Origin of the sequence: uncultured Neisseria sp. (genome assembly GCF_951230505.1) — a bacterium.
In the GTDB taxonomy this organism is placed as follows: Bacteria; Pseudomonadota; Gammaproteobacteria; order Burkholderiales; family Neisseriaceae; genus Neisseria.
The window spans coordinates 1-3,657 of record NZ_CATNVN010000170.1 but is presented as its reverse complement, the minus strand read 5'-3'; the positions used below and the strand labels follow the sequence as shown (position 1 = coordinate 3,657).

Annotated in this window: 5 protein-coding genes and 1 pseudogene; all 6 read right to left on the bottom strand. The window is 49.5% G+C overall.

Annotated features, from left to right (window positions below; all coding sequences use genetic code 11):
- A partial coding sequence (locus Q1M25_RS08835) for a PfkB family carbohydrate kinase (protein WP_300483913.1) occupies positions 1 to 741 on the bottom strand: 741 nt, incomplete at its 3' end.
- 41 nt (positions 742 to 782) lie between these two features.
- Complete coding sequence (locus Q1M25_RS08830; RefSeq protein ID WP_300483912.1) at positions 783 to 1,454, bottom strand: NAD(P)H-binding protein; 672 nt, start codon at positions 1,452 to 1,454, stop codon at positions 783 to 785.
- Positions 1,455 to 1,467: 13 nt separating this feature from the next.
- The gene (gene pyrF, locus Q1M25_RS08825; protein WP_300483911.1) at positions 1,468 to 2,199 is read right to left on the bottom strand and encodes an orotidine-5'-phosphate decarboxylase; all 732 of its coding nucleotides are present in this window, start codon (positions 2,197 to 2,199) and stop codon (positions 1,468 to 1,470) included.
- Between the two features lie 110 nt (positions 2,200 to 2,309).
- The gene (adk, locus tag Q1M25_RS08820; protein ID WP_003746105.1) at positions 2,310 to 2,957 is read right to left on the bottom strand and encodes an adenylate kinase; all 648 of its coding nucleotides are present in this window, start codon (positions 2,955 to 2,957) and stop codon (positions 2,310 to 2,312) included.
- 71 nt (positions 2,958 to 3,028) lie between these two features.
- Positions 3,029 to 3,547 (bottom strand): hypothetical protein, encoded by a 519-nt coding sequence (locus Q1M25_RS08815; protein ID WP_003746102.1) that lies wholly within the window; start codon positions 3,545 to 3,547, stop codon positions 3,029 to 3,031.
- An 11-nt stretch (positions 3,548 to 3,558) separates the two neighbouring features.
- Positions 3,559 to 3,657, bottom strand: a pseudogene (locus Q1M25_RS08810) (3-deoxy-manno-octulosonate cytidylyltransferase); the annotation flags it as partial.

Below are 3,657 nucleotides of genomic sequence, written 5' to 3'. Positions count from 1 at the left end.
ATTGAACAGGGTCATACCCTCTTCGCTTCGAGTCAACAAAATCGCGGTCAAGTCGAGATGACGGCGCAGGTTTTGGGCTTTTTCGGTCAAATCGTTTTCATTTTTCCAGCTGCCCACCACTTCTTTCAATTCTGCACGGTTAGGCGTAATCAGCGTAGCGCCGGCATATTTTTCGTAATCATCGCCTTTGGGGTCGATTAAAACGGGTTTACCGGCCTGTTTCGCCCAATCGATCATATCGGAAATATGCGACAAACCGCCCTTACCGTAATCTGAAAAAATAATGGCATCATATTCGGGCAACACTTCACGATATTGATGTTTGATTTGTTCCAACACCTCACGATGAGGCGATTCTTCAAAATCAAGTCGGATAAGCTGCTGATTACGGGCAACAACGCGCAATTTCACAGTAGTCGCAATTTGCTTGTCGCGCATCAGATAGGAAGCAACGCCGTCTTGCACCATCAATGCGTCTAGCGCATCTGCAGCTTCATCATCGCCGGTAACGGACAACAGCCCTACTTTACCGCCTAATGAGGCGATATTGCGGGCAACGTTTGCTGCTCCACCTGCCCGCTGGTCGATACGGGCGATTTTCGCCACCGGTACAGGAGCTTCAGGAGAAATACGGGATACATCGCCAAACCAATAGCGGTCGAGCATCACATCTCCGACAACAAGGACTTTGGCTTGTGCGAAACGGGATTTGAGGGTTTCTTGTTGGAACTTGGTTACCATACTGGCTCCATTAAAATCTCTGTGTAAGGCTTGTTATCAAATTATTGATCTAACAGCCTAAAAATATCTTGAGGCGCATATACCTGTATATGGCTTTCTGAACCAAAAGCCTGTCCACGATACTGCAACAACGCTGCTTTCAGCATGACTTGCGCCAATTTTTCGACAGCAAGCGGACGTTGGCTGTTCATCAGACCGATACGGTTGAATCCATGCAAAATCTGCTCGGCAATTTTCTCACCCAAGCGGTCGCTGTTCGGACGAATCAGCAATGACGGGCGAAAAATAATAAGGTGCGGAAAATTCGAAGCGATAATTGCTTGTTCCAATTCGCCCTTCATCCGTTGATAAAACAGGCGTGAAGCAGAATTTGCACCGGAAGCGGAAAGCAAAACCAAAGCATTGACGCCGTTCTGCCTAGCTACTTTGGCAAATTCAAGATTCGCTTCATAATCGATTGCCCATTGCGCTTCTTTACTTCCTGCTGCTTTCAGGGTTGTTCCCAAGCAGGCAAACAATACATCACCCTGTACTTCATCGCGCCAATCATCAGTCTGAGAAAAATCAATCTGATGGCTATTTAGCTTTTGGTGGGTAAAATCAGGATGTCTGCGACCGAAGCAGTCAATAGACTCAATCTCTGAACTGGTTGCAAGCAGAGGCAACAAGGATTTTCCTGTTGCGCCTGTCGCGCCAATCACAATCGCCTTCATACTTCAGACGGCCTTAAGCATTCGCCACCCGGTTCACTTCACGCAATACGGCTACCGGATCGGCAGCTTTGGTTACCGGACGGCCCATTACCAAATAGGTTGAACCTGCAGCCAAGGCTTCAGCCGGTGTCATAATACGGCGTTGGTCGTCATTATTGCCGGCAACGTCCAAGCGGATGCCCGGTGTTACCAAGACAAAATCCTGTCCCAATTCACGGCGCAATGGTGTGGCTTCTTGAGCGGAACATACCACGCCGTCCAAGCCTGAACTTTGCGCCAGTTTCGCCAAGCGGATGACTTGTTCTTCAGGGGCAATGTTCAAACCGATTTCTGCCAAGTCGCTTTGTTCCATGCTGGTCAACACGGTTACGCCGATCAAGAGCGGCTTGGTTTGATATCCGGCAACGGCTTCTGCTGCAGCTTCCATCATGCGGCGGCCACCGGAGGCGTGCATATCGACCATCCAAACGCCCATATCGGCAGCAACTTTACAGGCCTGAGCGACTGTGTGGGGAATATCGTGGTATTTCAAATCGAGGAAAAGTTTGAAACCTTGATTGATTAAGCTTTCCGCTAAATTACGGCCGGTTGCGGTAAACAGCTCTTTGCCGATTTTGATTTGACACAGTGTCGGGTCAAGATTGCGGATAAATCCGAGCGTATCTTTTTCGTTGGCAAAATCAAGGGCGACGATAACGGGGGTCCGTTGTTGCTGAGTTTGGAAGTCGGAGATCAAAGGATTCATAAGATGCCTGCGGATAAACGGTTATAGCTTCGATTTTAACAGCTTTTGTACACAAAAGGCCGTCTGAAAATATTTTTTCAGACGGCCTCATGATTTTACTTCGGCAAAACTTATTTGCCCAAACCTTTCAATACTTCGGCTTTCACGGCTTCTACTGCTTGAGTGCCGTCAACTTTGATGTATTTAGGCGCGTGTTCGCCTTCCAGTTTGCTGTAGAAATCAACCAAAACTTCGGTTTGCTCGTGGTAAACGGCAAGGCGTTTTTTCACGGTTTCTTCTTTGTCGTCGTCGCGTTGAATCAAATCTTCGCCGGTTACGTCGTCTTTGCCTTCGACTTTAGGCGGGTTGTAGGTAACGTGGTAAGTACGGCCGGAAGCCAAATGCACGCGGCGGCCGCTCATGCGGTCGACAATCACGCTGTCAGGCACATCGATTTCAACCACGGCATCCAAATCCACACCGGCTTCAACCATGGCTTCGGCTTGTGCCAATGTGCGTGGGAAACCGTCAAACAGGAAACCGTTTTTGCAATCGTCTTGGGCGATGCGTTCTTTCACCATGCCGATGATGATGTCGTCGCGCACCAAACCGCCTTCATCAATAATTTTTTTTGCTTCCAAACCCAGCGGAGTGCCTGCTTTGATGGCCGCGCGGAGCATGTCGCCGGTAGAGATTTGAGGAATGCCGAATGCGGCGGTGATGAATTGAGCCTGTGTGCCTTTGCCGGCGCCTGGTGCGCCCAACAATAATACTTTCATGATGAGTCCTTTTGGTTGACGGATTTAATGTTCAGATAATTTTACACGCCTTGCGTTTATCGTTCAAAACTTCAGACGGCCTGTTCTGCACCAAAGTGCTGCCACGCATCATCGCGCATTTCGATAAACCAGCTGTCTTCGGGGAAGCGTTCCAATGCGTCTTTCAACGTGGAAAGTAGGTTTTGGGACAAGGCTTTTGCCAAATATTCTTCCTCGTTGGCTTCTGCCGCTTTATCCGGCTGTTGCGCTAAACCGAGGGCGCGTGTCCGATGGCCGTGTGCCAGATAGTTGAGCGCAATCACTTTTTGTGCCCAAAGCTGGGGAATATCAGGGCTTTCCTGCAACAACACCGATAAAATCGATACGGCGACCGCCAACCGTCCGCCGGTCATGCGCAAATCTAAGGATTGGTTGGGCGGCAGGGTGCTGAGCATTTCTGCCATGCGAAACCAAAATTCGCCGCTGGCCTCGTCGGGCGCGGCCACTTTCAACATTTCGTAGTTGAACTCTTGATCGTCGTCTTTGACCAGCAAAGCGACATCGGCAAGCAGTTTTTGTTCGTCACGGCTCAAATGGCGTAAATCATTCATGTTTTTTCCTTTCAGACGGCCTCGAACACAGCCCTTACCCTGTCCAAATCTTCCTGCGTATCCACGCCGGCGGCTGGCGCTTCTTGGGCAATTTCAACGGCAATCGGATA

Coding starts and splice junctions, on each gene's coding strand:
- Q1M25_RS08830 (WP_300483912.1), bottom strand. CDS start 1,454: ATGAAGGCGATTGTGATTGGCGCGACAGGCGCAACAGGAAAATCCTTG.
- pyrF (WP_300483911.1), bottom strand. CDS start 2,199: ATGAATCCTTTGATCTCCGACTTCCAAACTCAGCAACAACGGACCCCC.
- adk (WP_003746105.1), bottom strand. CDS start 2,957: ATGAAAGTATTATTGTTGGGCGCACCAGGCGCCGGCAAAGGCACACAG.
- Q1M25_RS08815 (WP_003746102.1), bottom strand. CDS start 3,547: ATGAATGATTTACGCCATTTGAGCCGTGACGAACAAAAACTGCTTGCC.